Source organism: Arthrobacter flavus (assembly GCF_039526005.1).
GTDB lineage: Bacteria > Actinomycetota > Actinomycetes > Actinomycetales > Micrococcaceae > Arthrobacter_D > Arthrobacter_D flavus.
This window is the reverse complement of sequence record NZ_BAAAIJ010000067.1, coordinates 1-773: the sequence shown is the minus strand read 5'-3', so window position 1 is coordinate 773 and position 773 is coordinate 1. Positions and strand designations below refer to the sequence as shown.

Here is a 773-nt window from a genome sequence, read left to right as displayed (position 1 = left end):
CCGCTAAATAATTACCCGTCAGAGTAGCCTTCCTCACCCCGGCAGGGCGGAGGCGAGTCGATTCCGGTCGTGTAACGCTTCCCCCCTACGCCTGCGAAGGTGCCCGCGGCTGGTCCATAGTGGGCAGACGGGAGACAAAACGATGACAAGCCGGGGAGTTTATCAATGAGGGCATTGCAGCTGCTTCGCGGAGTCGCCGTCATTGTTCCGCTGGGCCTGTTGATCGGATGTGGTGACGGCGGGAATCAGCGGCAAGGTGCCAATGACCCAGCGGCGCAAATGCGTCCTGCGCTGCTCGAAATTTCAACGTCGCCAACTAGCCCGGGCGAGACCATCGAGGTCCGGTTCCCTCAAGAGACTGATCGCGGCATCGCGTGGGTCCTAGAAGAACAGAGCGGCAACGATTGGCGTGTCCTCTACTACCTAGGGGCCGCCCTCGACAACAACGACAGTTTTAGTTCTCCGTCGTGGTGGTCTGTGGACGATAACGAGGGCAAGGCAGTGCCAGACATCGGCGTAAACGGGCCCGGCCCCGACACCCTTGCGATCCCGGACAGCATCGACCCAGGAACATACCGGTTATGCACGGCCAATAGCGTCAAAAACATCTGCACCATGCTCGACATCAACGAACAGGGCTGAAGGGTCACGAGACACCCGCCAACCGGGGCCACTTCAAGCCGCCCTGGCGGGGCCATTTACGGTTGACCTAGTCAATAGCCCGAATTTTTGAGGTATCGAGGCTCATTTCAGCTAACAGCCTGTATATTCAC

At 59.0% G+C, this 773-nt stretch carries 1 protein-coding gene; it reads left to right on the top strand.

Going from position 1 to position 773, the window contains the following annotated elements:
• Positions 1–165 precede the first annotated feature (165 nt).
• Entirely contained in the window at positions 166–642 is a 477-nt protein-coding gene (locus ABD059_RS17675) for a hypothetical protein (RefSeq protein WP_343882482.1), read from the top strand.
• Positions 643–773 lie beyond the last annotated feature (131 nt).

What these genes read in the sequence shown, in the direction of transcription:
- ABD059_RS17675 (WP_343882482.1), top strand. Translation starts at nt 166, where the DNA reads ATGAGGGCATTGCAGCTGCTTCGCGGAGTCGCCGTCATTGTTCCGCTG.